Genomic DNA, 21,335 nt, shown 5'->3' with positions numbered 1-21,335 from the left:
TGATTTTTTCTGGAGTTATCTTGCACGTAGATTACCCATCATTCGTCCCATATTCTTTCCTTGCGAAACCATTTTCATCATTTTGCGTGTCTCGGCAAATTGTTTGATCAAACGGTTTACTTCCTGAATATCGGTACCTGAACCATTGGCAATTCTCTTTCTACGAGAACCATTCAATAATGATGGATCATTACGCTCATCCGGGGTCATAGAATGAATGATTGCCTCAATATGCTTAAAGGCGTCATCTTCAATATCAACATTCTTTAGTGCTTTACCCATACCTGGAATCATTGCAGCTAAATCTTTAATATTACCCATCTTCTTGATCTGCTGAATTTGCTTCAGGAAATCATTAAAGTTGAACTGGTTCTTAACTAATTTCTTTTGTAATTTTCGGGCTTCTTCAGCGTCAAATTGTTCCTGCGCCTTTTCAACCAGTGAAACAATATCCCCCATTCCAAGAATCCGGTCAGCCATCCTTGATGGGTGGAACACGTCTAATGCCTCCATTTTTTCGCCTGTACCAACATACTTAATTGGCTTGTTTACCACAGAACGAATTGACAAGGCTGCACCACCACGAGTATCACCATCTAGTTTGGTCAATACCACCCCGTCAAAGTCAAGACGATCATTAAACTCTTTTGCTGTATTTACAGCATCTTGACCAGTCATCGAGTCAACAACAAACAAAATTTCATGAGGAGAAACCGCTTTCTTCACAGCGCTAATCTCTTTCATCATCTCCTCATCAACTGCTAAACGACCCGCGGTATCGATAATTACCACATCGTTACCATTGGCCTTTGCTTGTTTTATTGCAGCTTGAGCAATCTTTACTGGCTCTTTATTTCCTTCTTCAGTATAAACCGGAACATTGATTTGTTCTCCTAAAACTTTAAGCTGATCAATCGCAGCAGGACGGTATACGTCACCAGCGACCAGTAAGGGGTGTTTACCGCGCTTATTTTTAATAAGATTAGATAGCTTTCCAGAGAAGGTCGTTTTACCGGATCCTTGCAGACCAGCAATCAATATTACCGTTGGATTCCCTGATAAATTAATATCTACAGATTGCCCTCCCATTAATTCTGCCAACTCATCGTGGACAATCTTAACCATCATCTCGCCAGGCTTAACAGCCGATAAAACGTCTTGCCCAAGTGCTTTTTCTTTCACTTTTTCAGTGAATGATTTGGCAATTTTGAAGTTAACGTCAGCATCTAAAAGTGCACGTCTTACTTCTTTTAATGTTTCCGCTATATTAATCTCGGTAATTCGTCCCTGCCCTTTTAGCAGCTGAAACGACCGCTCTAATTTCTCGTTAAGATTCTCAAACATATTCGTATGGTATTGATTTATTTTTCAAGCTGGTGCAAAAATACAAAAATAATAGAAAGAGAAATTTTTAATTCTCTTTAAAAAAAAGTTCAATTAACGGGTTACCTTTTCTTGTAAAGTAGAATAAACAGGTGTAAGTTCTTTATATTATGATGGAGAGATTCAGGGATGGGAGAAGAAATATCATATTGTTATGGACTAGTTTTTAGTTGTCCTATGAAGAATGAAACGGCAACTTGTGCATACAAGCATATTCGCCAGATGAATCTATCCGAAAGAATTGAATATATAAATTCGCTATCAAGTTATGACAGAGCGATTCTTATCCAAAAGCATAAAAACTGCATCTGTCAACGAGAAAATAAAGTCCCTTTTTCACGAATCGCAATTTTGTAGAATTTTGGGGGTCAGTTCTGACCCCCTTTTTTCATGCCTTTTTTTTACATCCGTTCGGGAACTTTAATTCCTAACAAGCTCATTCCTTTTTGTACTGTATTGGCTATCGCTTTTGATAACACCAACCTGAAGTTACGAACGGCATCGTCCTGTTCCCCCAAAATCGAATGATCATGATAGAACTGGTTGAATTCTTTAACCAGCGCATAGATATAATTAGCAATTACTGCAGGACTGTATGTATCTCCAGCTTCTTTTACAACCGAAGGGAAAAGAGACAATGATTTAATCAACTCTTTTTCTTTATCAGAAAGAGCTATTTGTTCGCTCAGCTTTTCACTCAGTTCAATACCATTATCATTGGCTTTACGAATTACCGAACGAATACGTGCGTAGGTGTACTGAATAAATGGTCCTGTATTCCCGTTAAAGTCGATCGACTCTTCTGGATTAAACAGCATATTTTTCTTCGGATCTACTTTCAGCATGAAATATTTAAGAGCACCCAAGGCAATCGTCTTGTAGGTTTCAGCCAACTCTGCCTCAGTGTAGCCTTCCAGCTTGCCTAGTTCCTCTGAAGTTTTCCGTGCCACTTCGATCATTTCTGCCATTAAATCATCAGCATCAACCACAGTTCCTTCCCTTGACTTCATCTTACCATGAGGAAGTTCCACCATGCCATAAGAAAAATGGTACAATCCTTTTCCCCAATCAAATCCCAACTTATCTAAAAGAACCGACAAAACTTGAAAATGGTAGTTTTGCTCGTTTCCAACAACATACACCATTTTGTCAATTTTGTAATCGTTGAATCGCAATTTAGCCGTGCCAATATCTTGGGTCATGTAGACGGAAGTACCATCACTTCTCAATAGAATTTTTTCGTCCAATCCTTCTGAAGTCAAGTCTGCCCATACTGACTCATCATCACGCCTATAGAAAACTCCTTCTTCAAGCCCTCTTAAAACCTCGTCTTTTCCAACCAAATATGTATCAGACTCGTAATAGATCTTGTCAAAATCTACGCCCAATTCCTTGTATGTCACATCGAATCCTTCATAAACCCATTGGTTCATCATTTCCCAAAGTTTAATTACTTCCGGATCCTTTGCTTCCCACTTTCTTAGCATTTCACGGGCAGCAACAATAGATGGAGCCTGCTGTTCAGCCTCCCCTTTTGACAAGCCTTGACCTACAAGCTCTTCGATTTCCGCTTTGTAATGCTTGTCGAACAAGACATAAAAATCTCCAACCAAATGGTCTCCTTTGATCCCTGTACTTTCGGGGGTTTTTCCCTCTCCCCATTGCTTCCAGGCATACATCGATTTGCAAATATGAATTCCGCGGTCATTTACAATATTGGTTTTTACCAACCGATTTCCATTGGCTTTGATAATCTCACCAATTGAAAAGCCCAACAAATTATTACGAATATGCCCTAAGTGCAATGGCTTATTCGTATTTGGAGATGAATATTCCACCATGACTAGTGGCGATTCTTCACTTGCTTTTTGAAAGCCAAACTCAGGATCTAAAAAAGCTGCTCCCAATACGCTCAACCAATACTCTTTTGAGATGGTCAGGTTCAGAAATCCTTTGATCACTGAAAAATCTTCAATCAAATCAACGTTCTCTTTTAAGTACTCTCCCAGCTGCGTTGCAGTTTGCTCCGGAGATTGTTTCGAAAAGCGTAAAAACGGAAAAACAACAATAGTCATGTCTCCTTCAACATCCTTACGCGTATTTTGAACTTGTACTGAATCAGTTTCAACTTGTTGGGCATACAATGCCTGAATCGCTTCTACTACTTTTTCTTTTATGATTTGGTCGATATGCATAGTCAAAAATTTTGAACCGCAAAGATAATAGTTTCTAAGCTAAAATAAGGTCATTGATAGAATCAAAAAAGCCCCGCAATTGCGAGGCTTTAATTTTATTTATAAATGATTAGAAATTCGTTCTCTAATTATTTAGCAGCTTTAATTTCAACCCGACGGTTTTTAGCTCTTCCTTCTCTTGTATTTGGAGCAATAGGTTGAGATTTTCCAAGAGGAACAACCTTGATAATACGGTTTGCTGCAATACCTTTCTCCATCAAATAGCTTCTAGCTGCATTAGCTCTACGCTCAGAAAGATCCATATTGTACTCTTCTGTTCCAATTTCATCAGCATGTCCGTACAATTCAACAGAAAGACTTTTGTGTTCTTTCATCGCATCAATAACAACATCTAATCCAGCTTTAGCGTCAGCTTTCAAGCTACTCTTATCAAAATCGAAAAGAATGGCACTAAAATCAGGAGCAACGATAGGACATCCATTATTTTCAGCAGGACCTGCTTCTGTTGGGCAGTCATCTTCTTCATCTACGATGCCATCGCCATCACGGTCGTATGGGCAGCCGTTCTTATCAACTTTGTAACCTTTTGGCGTGTCAGGACAATCATCATCCTTATCGGCAACACCATCACCATCACTATCAGGACAGCCGGCCAGCTCTTTTAATCCTGGAGTATCAGGACAGTCATCATCTTTATCAGCAACACCGTCACCATCACGGTCAGGACAACCATTCAAGGCAATCTCTCCTGCTTCAGTAGGACAGTCATCCTTATAATCAGGAACGCCATCACCATCGGTATCAATAGGACAACCGTTCTCATCTACAGCTACGCCTTGTGGTGTATTTGGACAGTCATCCTTGCGATCAGGAACGCCATCACCATCTGAGTCTTTAGCTTTTCCAAAGTTAATTTCGATACCTCCAACTCCTTTCCAGAAGCTTTCTGTATTTGGGTGTGTCTGAGTGTCGTCGTCAGCCCAACCTTCTACAAATCCGGCTTCAGCAAACAACGAAATACTTGGGCTCAGCGGGAACTTAAATCCTAATCCAGCATCCCAGTTCAAGCCTTCCTCTTGATTGTCCCACATATAACCAGGACCTCCATATAGATAAGGCTGAACACTACTATTTTCTTTAAAGATATAACCGTTATTCAATTTATACCTCAAATTCAAAAATGTGGTGGCATAATCCATGGTGCTTGATACTTTATTATTCCCCATTCCCAGGTTATTCAAAAGCATCAAATCGAAAGAAGGGCTTAAGTAGCGGCTTAAATAAAGCTCCGTTGCAATACCTGTTCCTTCGTTCGTGTTACCGTAATATGCACCAGCTCCAAGGCCTAAGCCCCATTTTTTATCGGCGGTTTGCGCCTGAAGCATCATTCCGATGCACAGAAAAAAAGATAGAAAAATAATTCGTCTCATAGTGTAGTAAATTAAGTGATCATTTTAACATTATGTATTTTATAAAACTCACTACTCAAATCTTAAAAACATAAACAATCAACAAGTAGATAAGTTTTATTGCCTACTAAACTCTTTACATTTCCACCCCAATTTCACGATATTTAAGTCTATTTTGAAATAAAGCTAATTCATTTTTCCTATTTTCACCAAATAAAACGACAACTTTGTTTAGCATTATTGATATAGAGACAACCGGACAACGTGCTGAAGCAGGCAAAATTACAGAAATTGCCATCTTTGTGCATAATGGAATTGAAATTATTAAGTCGTTCCAAACCCTCATTAATCCAGAGACTTCCATCCCCTATTTTATCACCAAGCTAACCGGCATTGACGACAGTATGGTTACCAATGCGCCTAAGTTTTACGAGGTTGCCCGGCAAATTGTCGAGCTTACTGAAGGCACAACCTTTGTTGCACACAACGTAAGCTTTGACTATCGTTTTATCCAACAAGAATTTCTTCGTTTAGGCTATGAGTATGAACGCAAAACGATGTGTACCGTGAAATTGAGTCGAAAATATTTACCCGGCCATTCTTCCTATTCCTTGGGAAACCTGTGTCAAGACCTCAACATTCATATTGACGGTCGACACCGGGCAGGAGGCGATGCTTTAGCTACAGTCAAGTTATTTGAAATGATATTGCAAAAGCACGCTACCCCAAAGATGAACGGGAAAACGATTCAACCCAAGCTTTTTTAACTGCTTCCCATCAAAGTCTAAAACCAAAAAAAACCCCGCCAAAGCGAGGTTTCTATTATTTATTACACCTGTAATTCTTATTTACTTTACTTTTGCAACTACAGCTTTAAATGCCTCTGGCTGATTCAAAGCTAAGTCAGCTAATACTTTACGGTTAATTTCGATGTTGTTCTTTTTCAACAAACCAATTAACTGAGAATAGCTTAATCCTTCCTGGCGAGCTGCAGCGTTAATACGTTGAATCCACAAAGCGCGGAAGTTTCTCTTTTTAGTTTTCCGGTCACGGTAAGCATAAGTCAACGCTTTCTCGTGAGCATTCTTGGCAACTGTCCAAACATTTTTACGGGCACCCCAATAACCTTTAGTTTGCTTGAGGATTTTTTTTCTACGAGCCCGAGATGCTACGTGATTTACTGATCTTGGCATAATCTTCAATTTGTGAGTGGCTAGCGTCCGATACGAATCGAATCTTTACAGCTATACCCTCTGTTAAATACTTAAAATAATTTCGAAAAGGAATTTATTACTTCATGTTAAGCAATAGCTTCACATTTTTCTCGTCAGCTTTATCAACCGTTCCCCAGTAGGTTAGGTTTCTTTTCCGCTTTGTGCTCTTTTTAGTCAAGATGTGACTTTTATAAGCATGCTTCCTCTTCAGTTTTCCGGAGCCGGTTAATTTAAACCGTTTTTTAGCACCGGAGTTCGTCTTCATTTTTGGCATCTTGTTTCAATTTTTATATTCGAAGAAATACTATTTCTTCTTTTTGGGTGTAATAAACATTGTCATACGCTTACCTTCCAGACGTGGCATTTGTTCCACCTTACCTAGTTCTTCCAACTCAGTTGCAAAACGCAGAAGTAAGATCTCTCCTTGTTCCTTAAACAGAATTGAACGTCCTTTAAAGAACACGTAAGCCTTTACTTTTGCACCTTCTTGCAAAAACTTTTCAGCATGCCTAAGCTTAAACTGAAAATCATGATCATCCGTATTGGGTCCAAAACGAATTTCTTTAACCACAACCTTCACTGCTTTGGCTTTCATCTCCTTCTGTTTCTTTTTCTGTTGGTAAAGAAACTTTTGGTAGTCTATAACCTTACAAACCGGAGGATCTGCCTTAGGCGAAATCTCAACCAAGTCAAGCTCCATTGACTCTGCAAGCTTCAACGCTTCTGACAATGAATATACCCCCTGGTTCTCAATGTTTTCACCAACTAAACGTACTTGCTGCGCGCGAATACGTTGATTAATGTTATGTTGTGGACCTGTGTCCACTCTTCGTCCTCCTCGATATGGGCGTTTTTTTATTGCGATAAGAAAACCCTCCTATTCTTTTATTTAGTTATAAAATGATGCTAGTTGCTCTTTCACTTCTTTTTGGATGAATTTGGCAAACTCTTCTTTGGTCATCGTTCCTTGGTCTCCTTCACCTTGTTTTCGAACGGCAACCATCTCAGATTCAGCCTCCTTCTCTCCAACTATCAATAAATACGGGATACGTTTAAGTTCGTTATCCCGAATTTTGCGACCAATCTTTTCATTCCGGTCGTCAATTAAGGTGCGAATATCGGAATTATTTAGAAAATTTGAAAGACTTTCAGCATATTCATTGTACTTTTCACTGATTGGTAAGATAACAACCTGCTCCGGAGTTAACCATAATGGGAATTTTCCGGCAGTATGTTCAATCAAAACAGCCACAAAGCGTTCCATAGATCCAAATGGTGCCCGGTGAATCATGACCGGACGATGGCGATTATCATCAGCTCCAATGTACTCCAGTTTGAAACGCTCAGGCAAATTATAATCAACCTGAATGGTTCCCAATTGCCAGCTTCGTCCCAAGGCATCTTTAATCATGAAATCCAGTTTTGGACCATAGAAAGCTGCTTCGCCTAATTCAGTTACTGTATTCAGACCTTTTTCTTCGCAAGCCTCAATAATAGCACGTTCGGCCTTATCCCAGTTTTCGGGCGATCCGATGTACTTTTCAGGTTTTTCAGGATCGCGTAACGAAATCTGAGCGGTGTAGTTTTCAAAGTTTAATGCTTTGAAAATAATAAAAATGATATCAATTACTTTCTTAAACTCGTCTTTCAGCTGATCCGGACGACAGTAAATATGCGCATCATCTTGAGTAAAGCCACGCACCCTTGTCAAACCATGCAACTCACCACTCTGCTCGTAACGATAAACAGTTCCGAATTCAGCCATCCGGACTGGTAAATCTTTATATGAACGAGGTTTAAATTTATACAACTCACAGTGGTGAGGGCAGTTCATAGGCTTTAACATGTACTCTTCGCCTTCAGCCGGAGTTTTAATTGTTTGAAAAGAATCTGCTCCATATTTGGCGTAGTGCCCTGAAGTTTTGTACAAGTTGATATCGCCAATATGAGGAGTAATTACCTGCTCGTAGCCAAATTTCTTCTGAACCTTTTTCAAAAAGTTCTCCAGCTGCTCACGAAGCATCGCTCCTTTAGGCAACCACATTGGAAGGCCTTGTCCAACTTCCTGCGAGAAGGTAAACAGTTCCATCTCTTTACCAATCTTCCGATGATCGCGCTTTTTGGCTTCTTCCAACAAAACCAGGTATTCTTCCAAAAACTTCTGCTTTGGAAAAGTTACCCCATATACACGAGTTAACATTTTGTTATGCTCATCGCCACGCCAGTATGCACCAGCAATCGATGTTAACTTTACCGCTTTAATGTATCCTGTATTGGGCAAGTGAGGTCCACGACACAGATCCGTAAAACCACCTTGATTATATAGCGTAATGGTTCCATCCTCCAACTCACTAATCAACTCCTGCTTAAGTTCGTCATCTTTGGCTGTAAACATATCCAAAGCCTCCTTTTTTGAGATATCTTGACGAACAATTTCATTTTTTTGGCGAGCCAGTTCAATTATCTTTTTCTCGATTTTTTCTAAATCTTTTTCCGATAATTGTTTTCCTTCTGGCAGATCGACATCATAATAAAATCCGGTATCGACAGTGGGCCCAATCCCAAATTTGGTTCCGGGATAAAAACTCTCAATAGCTTCTGCCATTAAGTGGGCCGACGAATGCCAAAAAGTTTCTTTTCCTTCTCGGTCGTCCCAGGTGAAAAGTTTAATACTGGCATCTTCCGTAATTGGACGATTCAAATCCCAAACAGCTCCGTTTACACTGATAGCCAAAACATCTTTGGCTAAGCGGTTACTTATGGATTTTGCAATCTGAATGCCGGTAATTCCACTTTCATATTCTCTGACACTATTATCTGGTAATGTTATTTTAATCATCAGTATCGAATTATGGATTTTATTTTCAGGGTGCAAAGATAATTATTATTAGCTGACTGTGACAAGGGTTAAGCAATAAAATCGATTGCAAAGCCCAACAAAAAAAGGCGCCTACTAGCACCTTTCATTATTTTCAATTCATTTTCCTACTAACGCACACTCAATGCGATCCCCGCATTTAAGGAGGTGTATTCAGCTTTGCTAATCGAAGCAAAAACATTGAAAAACGACAGTTTCATGCGCACCCCAGCATCTAAACTCAGTTGGGAAGATTCAAAGTTCATGTGAATGGGATCAACTTCATCTTCCACCACAACTTTTCCAACGCCAACCTCTGTAATTACCGGATACCGTCCCAATAAATCGACCGTTGTTTTACTCTGGCTATGGCCAATACTTCCAAAGAAAGTTAGAAGCGCTACTTTTTTTGACACGATCAGCCCGAACTTCATCGTATTCGTTTTGATTTTTAATTCTTGATTTTCATCAGGAACATAGCCTGACGGAGGATTGACGCCATAGTCACTCAGCTGAAAATTAATTCCAGAGTTAGCATCAATCGCTGAATAAGATCCAAATACCGCTGCATCAAAAGGAAGCGCCTTCAAACCAGGAATCCAATCCTTAAAACTGTGTTTTGCTCCCAAGCCAATCAATCCAACCCGAACATCTTCAGCCTGATCGCCATCTTGGTTAAAGCGTAATTTAGGCACATAACGAATCAGAATATCGGTATGTGGCAAAAGACCAATTCCCAGCTGAGCAATAGGAATAGGAACAATATCCATTCCAACACCTTCCGGACTTAAAAATGAGGTCAGCGTATCCTGGGGAGAATTCGGGTCCAACACGGCAATTTCTGGCCCGGCTAAATCAGAACCAGCAATTGTTTGAGCAATGCTGTTTGAAGGATCAAAAGCGATATTTTGCAAGCCAAGCTGACTAAGGTCAAAAGTTTTCCCCGACTCCGGAATACGAACAGCACTCACACTCATCGAAAAATCGAAGCCAAAGCGTTCATGCGTTTCTGCCGTATAATACCAACCATTATTTAATCCATCACCTAATGCCAAAGCATAGGGATTAAGGTAAGCCTCCATTAACTTGCTGGCATTCTTTGGGCCAGTCTTTATAAACTCCACAACGTCAGACTGCGCAGAAGCAATCCGAATTACCAACACTAGAACTACAAATAACAAAGAACGTTTCTTCATTGAAATAATACTTACTTAATAGATTTATGATATCTCTTTACTTTCATTATTTATTCATCCAATAAATCATTTCTTAAATACGTTGTAATGAATTCAAGATGGATTTGACGTATTGGATAATTTTATTGATCGCAACTTTCTTTTTTCGAAAAAAAAACAAAGCTTTGACGGCAAAAATAAATAGAACTATGCACAGAATTGTTTTATCGTTATTCCTTTTTTTAACAATAGGAAACCCCTTATTCGCTCAAAAAAAACTTTCGCTAGCCGATTTTAATCAAAACTACACCTTTCAGGAAAAAACCGTTCAAGGGCTACATTCTTCAGCCAACGGACTCTATTATACAACCCTGGAAGACGAAAAGCGAATTGTAAAATACAGCTACAAAGATGGTAAAAAAGTAGAAACAGTTTTTGATCTGGATCAGTTAGAAAATGCTGCAATCAGCCATTTTTCGGCTTATTCATTCAGTGACGACGAAACTAAAATTTTGTTGACCACCGAACGAGAACAAATCTACCGCCATACATTCTCTGCCAATTACTATGTTTGGAACTCTGTAACTGAAGAACTTGCCCCCCTCTCAGAAAAAGGGAAACAGCAAGAAGCTACTTTTTCTCCCAACGGTGAACGGGTCGCTTTTGTTCGGGATAATAATATTTTCATCAAAACACTCCGTTTTGGCACCGAGAATCAAGTAACCAACGACGGACAGAAAAACGCCATCATCAATGGTGTTCCCGATTGGGTTTACGAAGAAGAATTTGCATTCAGCAAAGCTTTTGCCTGGTCTCCGGACAGCAAATTCCTGGCTTACATCCGCTTTGACGAAACTGACGTTAAAGAATACTCAATGAAAATGTTCCAAGGAAAATCTCCATCCTTGAAAGAAAATGCCAGTTATCCGGGCGAATACACCTACAAATACCCCAAAGCCGGAGAGCAAAACTCGCTCATTTCGGTATTCTCATACGATCTCAAATCAAAAACAAAAATAGAAGTTGACTTAGGTGAAGAGACAGACATTTATATCCCTCGCCTAAAATGGACCGCTGATGCCAATGACCTAGCTGTCTTCCGGCTAAATCGTCGTCAGAATAAGATTGATGTATTGTTTGCCAATCCACACACTGGAGACAGCCGTTTGTTTTTTACCGAAAAGAATGACCGCTACATTGGCGAAGATTTCCTCGATGATTTCATTTTCCTGCCAGACAACGACTACTTTGTTGTCAATAGCGAGCGAGATGGTTTTTCTCATCTTTACCTTTACGATCGTCAAGGATTTGAAGTACGCCAGCTAACGCAAGGAGAATATGATGTGACCGATTTTTACGGGTTCGATAGTAAAAAGAAAATCTTTTACTACCAAGCGGCTAAAAAATCGCCCATGCAACGCGAAGTATACTACGTAAGTCTGGACAAGAAAAAACAAGGAACTTTAAGTCCGAAAGAGGGAACCAACAAGGCGGTATTTAGCAGTGGCTTTCAGTATTTCATTAATGAATACACAAGCCTTGATACGCCAAAAACATTCAGTTTGTATGATAATAAAGGGAGCTTAGTTCGCGTATTGGAAGACAACAAAGCACTCAATGAAAAGCTATCTGAATACACCATCAGCAGCAAATCTTTCTTCAATTTTGAGACTTCCGAAGGAGTTAGCCTCAACGGTTGGATGATCAAACCGGTGAATTTCGACGAATCAAAACAATACCCGGTTGTGATGACTCAGTACAGTGGTCCAAACTCCCAACAAGTGCTGGATCGCTGGTCTGTTAGTTGGTACAACTACCTGGCTCAAGAAGGCTTTTTGGTGGTTTGTGTCGATCCTCGTGGCACCGGTGCCCGTGGGCAGGATTTCCGGAAAGTGACCTACATGCAACTCGGTAAATATGAGTCTGACGACCAAGTTGAAGCAGCTCGCTACCTAACAACACTTCCCTATGTTGACAAAAACAACATTTCAATTTGGGGATGGAGTTATGGTGGCTTCATGACCTTGCTTTCCATGGAAAAAGGAGGTGACTTATTTAAAGCCGGAGTTGCAATTGCCCCGGTTGCAAATTTCAAATTTTACGACACCGTTTACACCGAACGTTTCATGCGCACACCATTGGAAAACCCTGATGGCTATGAAGACAATGCTCCATTGAATCATCCTGAAGGAATAACCGGACGTCTGTTATTGATTCATGGTTCAGCTGATGACAATGTTCACCTGCAAAATACTATGGAAATGGCTGAAGCCCTTGTTCAAGCCAACGTACAATTCGACATGGCCATCTACACCAACCGCAACCATGGTATTTATGGTGGTAACACCAGGATGCACCTTTATCAGCGCGTAACTGATTTTCTTAAGAATCAACTGCAATAGTATCGGAGCAGGAAACTGCTGTTATATTTAGATGCTATAGTTTGAAAAACGATAAAACACAAAAGCGGGAACCTCGTCAAATTGAGGTTCCCGCTTTTTCATATCTAATTTCTTCCAACTGAATTTAACTTACCACTGAATCTGCTTCAGTTAAGCGAACCAACTTTTCCAATTTAGCTAGCATCAGGTGCTTTTGTGGGGTGAAAAAGTTTCGACGCGAACGGACAAACTCCAAGGACAAAGGCGATACTTCCTCTATTTCCAACTGAAGCTGGGGAGAATAATACTTGGTATCCGTAGCCACTGACTCGACAAAAAACAGCAAAATACTCTTTTGCAAAAGCCCTTTAAAATCCAAGTTAACAGAAGCCCACAAGTCCTTGGATGAATCCAGAACTGCATCTCCAAAATTGAATGTTTTATAAAGAACTTCATCCAACTCTTGCTCCTTCCCAGCCATCGAAAAACAGGTCATCAACCCATCATTCAGATCTTCTCCAACATCCTGAATGTCATCCAGCAATTGCAAATAGGCACCATAACCATACAAGAAATCAACTTCTTTAGGAGTTAAATCTCCGGCTATTAAATAGCCATCAGCCAATACCGAAGCGCCTCCTTTGGCCAGACAAACCCTCAATGCCTCCTCCGATGTTACCAAATCAGCATTAAGCAACACCATGCTTTCCGTTTGCGCCCGATGAATGTCCAATAAAGAATTAAACACCCCAGGATACTTTTCTCGGTCATACTGCCCTTCAATCAGCTCAACCATCCCAAAGATTTTCCGTTCATGGTCATTGACTGCGGCAATTCTCTCGCCCGACAAACGTTGCTCAAATCGCAGGCTAAATAATTGCTTTTCTTGCCTCGAAATCTCCGGATCATCAACAAAATTATCGGTATAGGGATACAACATACTATAGGCAAAAATAGACGGCGTTAACTCGACCTTTCGTCCTAAGATCAACTGCAGCCCATTCATAATCCACACATTCCTGCAAGCCTGAAAAATACTGGTCATTGAAAGTTCAGAATCCATTGCCCGCGCTTTCCGAACAAAAGCCTTGGTTGAATTCATCATTTCCTGCGAAAACATCAAATCAATCTCCTCATGCTGGTAAGCAAAAGCCTCTTGAAACAAATCCCGCAACTGAATTAAGATCAAAGCGTCAATCCACGGTTGATCAACAGAACTTGCCAAACCCGGTTCCAGCTTTTTCATCGACTTAAAAAAGCGATCTACGCAAGCTGCTCGTTGCTTTTTCTCTACTGCATCCACAACGGCTCCCCAGTTTGGTTTTTCGGAAGACGTGCGATTCCACTGTTCAACAAATTTATCGGTGAGAGCATCTAAATTCATAAGGTTAGTCTTTTGTTCAATTTCGTTTATGCAATCAAATTAAGCTAAAAGCCACAGAAAACACGCTCTTTTTCCGATCAACCACCCAAAATTATCGACCAACAAACGCCTTTCAGGATGAACAAGTCAGACAAGCTGGCGGTTGGAATAAATAACACACTCTCAGAGCGTTTTATTGGGATGATTTCCTATCTTGCTTAAAATTTTCAAACACAGAAAATGACCACCAAACAATCAGAATACGAACAACTTTTTTACAATGACGGCTATCAACTGGGGCTTCAGGCAGCGCAAAACGGATACCAAGAAAAAGACGTTTTTCTGGCCATCAAGCAAATGTATGAAGGCATTGACCAGTTAATTGATTCGCTACAGCTTATGGCGCAAAAGCAGAACTCCCCCATTCATTGCAAAAGAGGATGTAGTTTTTGCTGTCACCAAGCGGTTTTTGCCAATTCCTATGAGCTCCATTATTTGGGCAATTTCATCAAAAAACAATTTACTGCAGAACAACAAAAAGTCGTTTTAGAAAAGGCAAAAAAGAAAAATAAAACCACTGAAACACTGGACCAGCAAACGCTTTTAAATCATAAAGCCCCTTGTCCGCTCTTGAAAAATGGCAGCTGCTCGGCTTATGAAGCCCGACCAATGGCTTGCCGAATTTACCTTTCCACTCAAGTGAGCACCTGCATTGATTTTTTCAAAAATCCAGCCAACGAAGATAGCTTCCCTGCTCTTCTGGAATTCCCGCTTATGGCCGGGCGCATGATGAATGAAGGTTTTATGACAGCAATTCGAGAAAAAGGAATTGAAGTTGCCGAATTCAGAATGGAAGAAGGTCTTTTACATTTAATGACATCACAAGTTGACTGATCTCACAACTCTATTCTCCCAATTTCAAGCGGAGTGCAGCAAGCTGCTGCTGACGTTCCATGGAGTAGTTTCCACTATTCTCGTCTACATGGCCTAGCAAAACACAGGCCTTATTGTAATAGATTTGCTGACGCAGGAAGGTCTCATCATTCAATGCCAAATCACCCAATTGTTCCAAGATGCCCGCAAACTGCGTTAAATTTTCCTTTGCCAGCAGTTTTCCCTCTAAAACTTCCAGAAAAGCAGCGTCCTCCAGAAAAAGCAAATCATCCAAGTTCAATCCCAAATGCTTGTCCAACTCTTTATCAAAGCTCTGTTTTTGTTCTGAAGAAGGTTTATCTTCCTTTTTCAACTTTCCAGCCAGGCGAGCAAGAAAGGCCCCCATCTCTTGAATTTGATGTAAAATATAATCGCGTCGTTCCATTTGCCTCGGTTAAAATTCAACTAAAAATAAAAGTAAGCACAATTATTCAAAATTGAATGAGTTTAATTAAATCAGAGAATATTACTTTTGTTTTCATGAAACTGAAAAAAACGTACCTCCTAAGCTTACTCTGCTTGTTTATTGCATTTCAGTCGTTTGCACAAAACAATAACGCGACTGTTTACGGCACGATCACCAACACAAAAGGACAAGCCATTGAACTTGCCAATGTCTCCATCAAAAACTACCCGATTGGAACAACAACCGACCCAAAAGGAGCTTATCTTCTACGCATTCCGGCAAAGAAAAAAGTCAACCTGGTCTTTTCCTTTATCGGCCACCAAAGTGTTGAACGTAGTGTGCAAGCCCGATCCGAAGAAAGAATTGAACTGAATATTCAGCTTACTGAAAGTTCCGAAGAAATCGACGAGGTACAAGTTTCAAGAAGACGAAAAGGAGCAGGCAACATCAACCGCATCGATCCTAAATTTACCAATATCCTTCCAGATGCGTCATCCAGTGGTGTAGAAGCCTTGATTAAAACCTTGCCCGGAGTAAGCTCAAACAACGAGCTGAGTTCTCAGTATTCAGTTCGGGGAGGCAACTTCGATGAAAACCTGGTTTATGTGAATGACATTGAAATCTACCGACCTTTTTTGGTTCGTTCCGGCAAACAAGAAGGGCTGAGCTTTATCAATTCCGACATGGTTTCAACCATTGAGTTTTCAGCAGGAGCATTTGATGCCAAATATGGAGACAAAATGGCCTCGGTGCTGGATATCAAATACCGAACTCCAACTGAGTTTGCAGGAAGTGCCAGCGCTAGTTTGCTTGGAGGTTCAATTCATTTGGAAGACATCAGCAAAAATAAGAAGCTCAGCTACACCGGAGGCCTTCGCTACAAAACCAACAGCTACCTCGTTGGCAGCCTCGACGAAAAAGGAGAATACGATCCGAGCTTTATCGATTTTCAAACATACATCACCTATCGGTTTTCCGATGCTTTTGACCTGTCTTTTCTGGGAAATATTGCCCGAAACGATTACCATTTTGTTCCGGAAAGCAGGGAAACCTCTTTCGGCACATACCAAACCGTTTATAACACTAAAATTTATTTTGAAGGTCAGGAAAAAGACCGGTTTGCAACCTCTTTGGGAGCGTTATCGGCCAATTATCACCCCAACAACAACCTGAACCTGAAATTTATTGCTTCTGCATTTCAGACCAAAGAAGAAGTTAATTACGACATTCTGGGCTTCTATTATCTGAATCAGTTGGAGTCTGATTTAGCCGAGGAGGCAGCCGAAGACAGTGTCCTCAACCTTGGCGTTGGTTCTTTCTTAAATCACGCCCGCAATAAACTAGTGGCTAAAGTTTACAGTTTCTCGCACAAAGGAGCCTACAATACAACAAACCACCTCTTGAATTGGGGAGTAAAGCTTCAACTGGAAGATATTCATGACCAAATGAACGAATGGGAAATGCGTGACTCAACAGGCTACTCTCTTCCCTATTCCGATGAAACGGTCAACCTGTTCCGTGTGATTACCACCAACAATAAAATGAACACCGTGCGGTTTTCTGGGCACATTCAAGATACCTACGAGATTCCGATAAGTCAAGGGGAACTATACCTGACGGGAGGTGTCCGATTTCATTATTGGGACTACACCAATGAGTTTTTGATAAGTCCTCGGCTGGCCATCAACTATTATCCAGACTGGGAGTCTCGCTTTGTATTCCGATTAGCCGGTGGCAGCTACCAACAACCTGCGTTCTTTAAAGAGTTAAAAGATCGCGACGGGAACATCGCATCAAATATAAAAGCGCAAAAATCAACTCAGTTTGTACTGGGATCAGATTACCTTTTTACCGCTTGGGATCGTCCATTCAAATTAACTTCGGAGTTGTACTACAAGAATTTTTCGCACTTGACACCTTACCAAATTGAAAACGTGCAAATTCGCTACCTTGGCGATCAAGAAGCGAAAGGCTATGCTGCAGGCCTCGATTTTAAAGTGAATGGCGAATTTGTTAGCGGCGTACAGTCGTGGGCGAGTGTTTCCTTACTTCAAACCAAAGAAGACATTATTGGAGACGGGCATGGCTGGATTCCGCGACCAACCGACCAAACGCTTAACATCAGTATATTTTTCCAAGATTATTTCCCGGGAAATCCGACTTACAAAATGCACTTAGCCGCATTCTATGGCTCTCGACTTCCTACTGGGCCACCCAACTCGGAGCGCTACCAAGATACTTTCAGAATGCCGCCCTACCGACGTATTGACCTCGGATTTTCAAAAGTGCTAATTGGCCCTGAAACCCGAGTCAAAAGCAAACTCTTCAGCCACATTAAAGACATGTCGCTTGGTCTGGAAGTTCTCAATTTAATTGGTGTCAACAACACCGTTTCGTATTTCTGGGTTTCAAGCAATAAGGGCGATCTTTTTGCTGTTCCAAACTACCTAACAGATCGTAAATTGAATTTAAAGCTAACCGTAAAATTCTAGAGAATGAAACTGCCTATTTTTCAAATTGATGCATTTGCCAACGAAATTTTTCAAGGAAACCCTGCGGCTGTTGTCCCCTTACAAGAATGGCTTCCAGATGACACCATGCAAGCCATTGCTATGGAGAACAATTTGAGTGAAACGGCCTTTTTTGTTCCCACCCGCGCCGGATTTGAAATTCGCTGGTTTACTCCCATCATGGAAGTTGACCTATGCGGCCACGCCACACTTGCCACAGCACATGCCATTTTTGAAGAAGGAAACTATCCGAAAACTCAAATTACTTTCGGTAGCCGTAGTGGACAGCTTACTGTTCGAAAAAAAGATCAACTACTGGAATTGGATTTCCCAATTGATGAGCTTCACCCCATTGAGCATCCTGAAAGTTTGATTCAAGGCATCGGAGCAAAACCCAAAGCCTGCTTCTTAGGAAAAACCGACTACCTTTTTATCTACGACAAACAGGAACAAATCGAACAATTAGCGCCAGACTTTGGTCTATTGGCTCAAACCAAATCCCGAGGGATCATTGCGACAGCCCCCGGAAAAAACGTGGACTTTGTAAGTCGCTTCTTTGCTCCCGGAGCAGGAATTGATGAAGATCCGGTTACCGGATCGGCTCATACGACACTCGTGCCATTCTGGTCCCAGAAATTAGGGAAAGAACAGCTCTCAGCACAACAACTTTCGGCCCGGGGAGGACAGCTACAGTGTACCCTGCAAGGCGAACGGGTATTGATTGCCGGCAAAGCCAAAACGTTCCTCCGGGGCGAAATCTTTCTGGACGAGAAGTAACAGGAACAATCGTTTCAAGCAAACTTTCCTGACTTCACTCTGTTTTGAATGAAGAAAGTAGACATTCATTCAAATTAGAAAGATGGCAACAACGACATACACCAACGAGCTCATTCACGAAACATCACCGTATTTATTACAACACGCCCACAATCCTGTCAATTGGCTCCCCTGGGGAGAGCAAGCACTCCAGCTAGCCAAGCAAGAGAATAAGCTCATTCTGATTAGTGTTGGTTATGCCGCCTGCCATTGGTGCCATGTAATGGCGCACGAATCATTTGAAAATCCCGAGGTTGCTCAAATAATGAATGAGCATTTTGTTTGCATTAAAGTGGACCGCGAAGAACGCCCTGATGTTGACCAATTGTACATGACCGCTGTTCAGCTAATGACTCAGCGAGGAGGCTGGCCTCTCAATGCAATTGCACTACCTGATGGGCGCCCAATCTGGGGTGGAACCTATTTTCAGAAAGAAGTTTGGACCAATGCCTTGTTGCAAATTCATGCTTACCACCAACAAAACCCGAAAAAAACAGCGGAATATGCTGAGCGACTCAGCCAAGGAATCCAGGAAAGCAGCTTGGTCCCCATCTTAAAAGAAAGTGAGGCATTGTCAATAAGCCAACTGGAACAAGCAGTTGATCGATGGAAAAGCAGCTTTGACAAGCAAGAGGGTGGCCACCGAGGAGCTCCGAAGTTTATGCTCCCCAATAACCTGCAGTTTCTGCTTCGTTGGGCGCATCAAACCAACGATCATGACACTTTAAATTACGTAGAAACAAGCCTTAACAAAATGGCTTGGGGCGGCATTTTTGACCAGATAGGTGGAGGTTTTGCCCGTTATTCAACTGATTCATCTTGGAAGGTTCCTCATTTTGAGAAGATGCTTTACGACAATGGGCAGTTACTGCAAATCTATGCTCAAGCTTTTCATAAAACCGGCAATGAACTTTACCAGGAAGTCATTGAACAAACCGTTGGCTTTTTAAAACGAGAGCTGCTTTCGCCAGAAAATGGCTTTTACTCATCGTTGGATGCAGACAGCGAAGGAGAAGAGGGGAAATTCTATGTTTGGCAAAAAAAGGAGCTGCAAGACTTACTGGCTGGTGACTGGCCCTTATTTTCAAAGTATTACCAAGTGAATGAGAATGGACACTGGGAAGATGGTAACTACATTCTGCTAAGAAAAACCAGCGACGAAGATTTTGCACAGCAACACCAACTTGAAGTTCCCAAATTAAAAAAGAGAGTAACCAATTGGAGAAATCAACTCCTCAATGTACGGGCAAAGCGTATTCGCCCAGGATTGGATGATAAAATACTCACTTCGTGGAATGCCCTGACATTATCTGGTTTGCTGGCAGCCTATAGAGCTTTGGGCGCAAAAGAATATCTTGATTTGGCCGAACAAAACGCCCGTTTCCTCCAGCAAAACCTTCAAAATAGCGATGGTTCCATACACCATTCTTTCAAAAATGGAATTAGCAAGATTGATGGTTTTCTGGAAGACTATGCTTTTTTGACACAAGCCTGGCTCGATTTTTATGAAACAACCGGTGTCGAGGAATGGCTTATTAGCGCACAAAAATTAACAGATTACACCCTACTCCATTTCTTCGATCAAGAAAAAGGGTTCTTCTACTTTACGGGTGATGAGCAAACTGACCTGCTTCATCGTAACATTGAAATCCATGATAATGTGACTCCTGCCTCGAACTCTGTCATGGCTAACAACCTTTATCGACTGGGACATCACTTAGAGCAAAATCACTTGCTTAAAACGGCTGAACAGATGTTGGAGAAATTAGCCAACGATTTTAGCCACTATCCATCGGGCTTCTCGAATTGGATGAACCTAGCTCTCAATTTTGTACAACCTTATTTTGAGGTGGCGATTTCCGGACCGGAGGCTTTAGGAAAGCTACAAGAGATTCAAGCGAGCTACCTCCCCAACTGCCTATTCAGCGCCAGCTTTACAGAAAGCCAACTCCCGCTATTAATCAATCGCTGGTCGGATAAAACAACCCGTATCTTTGTTTGCCAAGACAAAACTTGTCAATCACCAACAGAGGAAGTAGCCATCGCTCTTCTGCAAATACAAGGAAGCTAAAAATTACGAAACTGATTGTACTTATCTCCAGGGCGGTATTCGATCACTTCTACATTCTGAACCGTGACTAAAGCCCCTCGTTTTGACTGTGCAATCAGTTCATTTACTTTTTTCGCAAATTCCCGAACGGCCTCTTCTTTATCGACAATTTCGACAACAATAGGCAAATGGCTTGACAAGGCAAAAATTTTCATCGTGTGAATTGAGTGACTTGCCCCAAAAGAAAGAATCCCTCGATGCACCGTCGCGCCACCAAGTCCCTGATTTCTAGCTTCAGCAACAATTGCTTCATAAAGAGGCGTTGATCCAATTTTGTCCGACTCAGAAATATACACTTTCAACAAACTGGCTTTTCCTTTCATCTGTATAAATTTTTATTTCCTGATAATCTAAAAATCCAAATTTGACAGATGGAACAGTTCCATCCATCGTTCCCACAGAACATTCAATTATTTTTCTGTTTCAATTCGTTGATTTATGGAATAATAACGACCTATTCCATTCTGCATCAATGGGCCCAATCGTTGAAAAAAGGGGCACATTCTTTCCACAAATCGCCTCATAAAGTTTATACTAACCAACCACCCAACAAGTTACTTATAAGGAAAGAAAAGCCGGCTAT

The 21,335-nt window shown here is 41.1% G+C and carries 17 protein-coding genes; 6 read left to right on the top strand and 11 right to left on the bottom strand.

Translation table 11 applies throughout. From position 1 onward, the window contains the following. Positions 1-15: 15 nt before the first annotated feature. The 3 genes from ffh to BM156_RS12505 form a co-directional block, all read right to left on the bottom strand. Complete coding sequence (gene ffh, locus BM156_RS12515; RefSeq protein WP_093920226.1) at positions 16-1,344, bottom strand: signal recognition particle protein; 1,329 nt, start codon at positions 1,342-1,344, stop codon at positions 16-18. 440 nt (positions 1,345-1,784) lie between these two features. After that, positions 1,785-3,578 carry an arginine--tRNA ligase gene (gene argS / locus BM156_RS12510; RefSeq protein ID WP_093920225.1) on the bottom strand — a complete coding sequence of 598 codons (1,794 nt, stop codon included), beginning with the start codon at positions 3,576-3,578 and terminating at the stop codon, positions 1,785-1,787. A 128-nt stretch (positions 3,579-3,706) separates the two neighbouring features. Then, positions 3,707-5,008, bottom strand: a complete 1,302-nt coding sequence (locus BM156_RS12505; protein WP_093920224.1) for an OmpA family protein — start codon at positions 5,006-5,008, stop codon at positions 3,707-3,709. Between the two features lie 206 nt (positions 5,009-5,214). On the opposite strand from BM156_RS12505, the gene BM156_RS12500 reads away from it, so the two are divergent. Further along, positions 5,215-5,754, top strand: coding sequence for a 3'-5' exonuclease (locus tag BM156_RS12500; RefSeq protein WP_093920223.1), 540 nt, complete (start codon positions 5,215-5,217; stop codon positions 5,752-5,754). Between the two features lie 81 nt (positions 5,755-5,835). Here BM156_RS12500 and rplT read toward each other — a convergent pair whose 3' ends face one another. The 5 genes from rplT to BM156_RS12475 form a co-directional block, all read right to left on the bottom strand. Then, positions 5,836-6,180, bottom strand: a complete 345-nt coding sequence (gene rplT, locus BM156_RS12495) for a 50S ribosomal protein L20 (protein WP_093920222.1) — start codon at positions 6,178-6,180, stop codon at positions 5,836-5,838. Positions 6,181-6,277: 97 nt separating this feature from the next. After that, positions 6,278-6,475, bottom strand: a complete 198-nt coding sequence (gene rpmI, locus BM156_RS12490) for a 50S ribosomal protein L35 (protein WP_093920221.1) — start codon at positions 6,473-6,475, stop codon at positions 6,278-6,280. Between the two features lie 30 nt (positions 6,476-6,505). After that, on the bottom strand, positions 6,506-7,027 hold the full coding sequence (gene infC / locus BM156_RS12485; RefSeq protein WP_093920220.1) for a translation initiation factor IF-3: 522 nt from the start codon (positions 7,025-7,027) through the stop codon (positions 6,506-6,508). Positions 7,028-7,090: 63 nt separating this feature from the next. After that, a complete protein-coding gene (thrS, locus tag BM156_RS12480; protein ID WP_093920219.1) occupies positions 7,091-9,040 on the bottom strand; it encodes a threonine--tRNA ligase in 1,950 nt (649 codons plus the stop codon). A gap of 149 nt (positions 9,041-9,189) precedes the next feature. After that, the gene (locus BM156_RS12475) at positions 9,190-10,254 is read right to left on the bottom strand and encodes a DUF6588 family protein (RefSeq protein WP_093920218.1); all 1,065 of its coding nucleotides are present in this window, start codon (positions 10,252-10,254) and stop codon (positions 9,190-9,192) included. 188 nt (positions 10,255-10,442) lie between these two features. Between BM156_RS12475 and BM156_RS12470 the strand changes: the two genes are divergently transcribed. Further along, positions 10,443-12,635, top strand: coding sequence for a S9 family peptidase (locus tag BM156_RS12470; RefSeq protein ID WP_093920337.1), 2,193 nt, complete (start codon positions 10,443-10,445; stop codon positions 12,633-12,635). 124 nt (positions 12,636-12,759) lie between these two features. Here BM156_RS12470 and BM156_RS12465 read toward each other — a convergent pair whose 3' ends face one another. Beyond that, the gene (locus BM156_RS12465; protein WP_093920217.1) at positions 12,760-13,998 is read right to left on the bottom strand and encodes a class 1 isoprenoid biosynthesis enzyme; all 1,239 of its coding nucleotides are present in this window, start codon (positions 13,996-13,998) and stop codon (positions 12,760-12,762) included. Between the two features lie 219 nt (positions 13,999-14,217). On the opposite strand from BM156_RS12465, the gene BM156_RS12460 reads away from it, so the two are divergent. Then, positions 14,218-14,871, top strand: a complete 654-nt coding sequence (locus tag BM156_RS12460) for a YkgJ family cysteine cluster protein (protein WP_093920216.1) — start codon at positions 14,218-14,220, stop codon at positions 14,869-14,871. 10 nt (positions 14,872-14,881) lie between these two features. On the opposite strand, the gene BM156_RS12455 is transcribed toward BM156_RS12460, so the two are convergent. Beyond that, complete coding sequence (locus BM156_RS12455) at positions 14,882-15,295, bottom strand: hypothetical protein (RefSeq protein ID WP_093920215.1); 414 nt, start codon at positions 15,293-15,295, stop codon at positions 14,882-14,884. 56 nt (positions 15,296-15,351) lie between these two features. On the opposite strand from BM156_RS12455, the gene BM156_RS12450 reads away from it, so the two are divergent. The 3 genes from BM156_RS12450 to BM156_RS12440 all read left to right on the top strand — a co-directional run bounded on the left by BM156_RS12450 (position 15,352) and on the right by BM156_RS12440 (position 20,713). Next, positions 15,352-17,808 carry a TonB-dependent receptor gene (locus BM156_RS12450; RefSeq protein ID WP_093920214.1) on the top strand — a complete coding sequence of 819 codons (2,457 nt, stop codon included), beginning with the start codon at positions 15,352-15,354 and terminating at the stop codon, positions 17,806-17,808. Positions 17,809-17,811: 3 nt separating this feature from the next. Further along, positions 17,812-18,603, top strand: a complete 792-nt coding sequence (locus tag BM156_RS12445) for a PhzF family phenazine biosynthesis protein (protein ID WP_093920213.1) — start codon at positions 17,812-17,814, stop codon at positions 18,601-18,603. Between the two features lie 82 nt (positions 18,604-18,685). Then, positions 18,686-20,713, top strand: a complete 2,028-nt coding sequence (locus BM156_RS12440; RefSeq protein WP_093920212.1) for a thioredoxin domain-containing protein — start codon at positions 18,686-18,688, stop codon at positions 20,711-20,713. On the opposite strand, the gene BM156_RS12435 is transcribed toward BM156_RS12440, so the two are convergent. Continuing rightward, complete coding sequence (locus BM156_RS12435) at positions 20,710-21,075, bottom strand: DUF190 domain-containing protein (RefSeq protein ID WP_212733508.1); 366 nt, start codon at positions 21,073-21,075, stop codon at positions 20,710-20,712. The two genes, BM156_RS12440 and BM156_RS12435, sit on opposite strands and share 4 nt — an antisense overlap. Positions 21,076-21,335 lie beyond the last annotated feature (260 nt).

It is taken from the genome of Sunxiuqinia elliptica (assembly GCF_900113005.1).
Taxonomy (GTDB): domain Bacteria; phylum Bacteroidota; class Bacteroidia; order Bacteroidales; family Prolixibacteraceae; genus Sunxiuqinia; species Sunxiuqinia elliptica.
This window is presented reverse-complemented; position numbering and strand designations above follow the sequence as displayed.